The following is a 352-nucleotide window of genomic DNA, read 5'->3' on the forward strand; positions in this document are numbered from 1 at the left end:
CGGAGACCGAGGCGCTGGACCGGCTGCCGGACAGCGACGTCAAGGAGGCCCTCCAGCAGTTGCCGGAGGAGTTCCGGCTGGCGGTCTACCTGACCGACGTCGAGGGCTTCGCCTACAAGGAGGTCGCCGACATCATGGGCACCCCGATCGGCACCGTGATGTCCCGGCTGCACCGCGGTCGACGTAATCTGCGCAAGCTGCTCGAGCGGTACGCCGCGGAGCGGGGCTTCAGCTCCGCGCCGTCGAAGGGTTCGACCGCCGCCGCCGGCCGGGAGGTGTGACCGTGAGCTGTGGAGAGCCGCACGAGACGGACTGCCGCGAGGTGCTCGCCGAGGTCTACCTCTACCTCGAT

At 69.6% G+C, this 352-nt stretch carries 1 protein-coding gene and 1 pseudogene; both read left to right on the forward strand.

Translation table 11 applies throughout. The features are described 5' to 3' along the window. The coding region (locus tag LQ51_RS04345) for a sigma factor-like helix-turn-helix DNA-binding protein (RefSeq protein WP_046563347.1) at positions 1 to 281 on the forward strand (281 nt) is incomplete at its 5' end. 2 nt (positions 282 to 283) lie between these two features. Further along, a pseudogene (locus LQ51_RS31775) lies at positions 284 to 352 on the forward strand (mycothiol system anti-sigma-R factor); the annotation flags it as partial.

Source organism: Micromonospora sp. HK10, from assembly GCF_000982955.1.
Lineage (GTDB): Bacteria > Actinomycetota > Actinomycetes > Mycobacteriales > Micromonosporaceae > Micromonospora.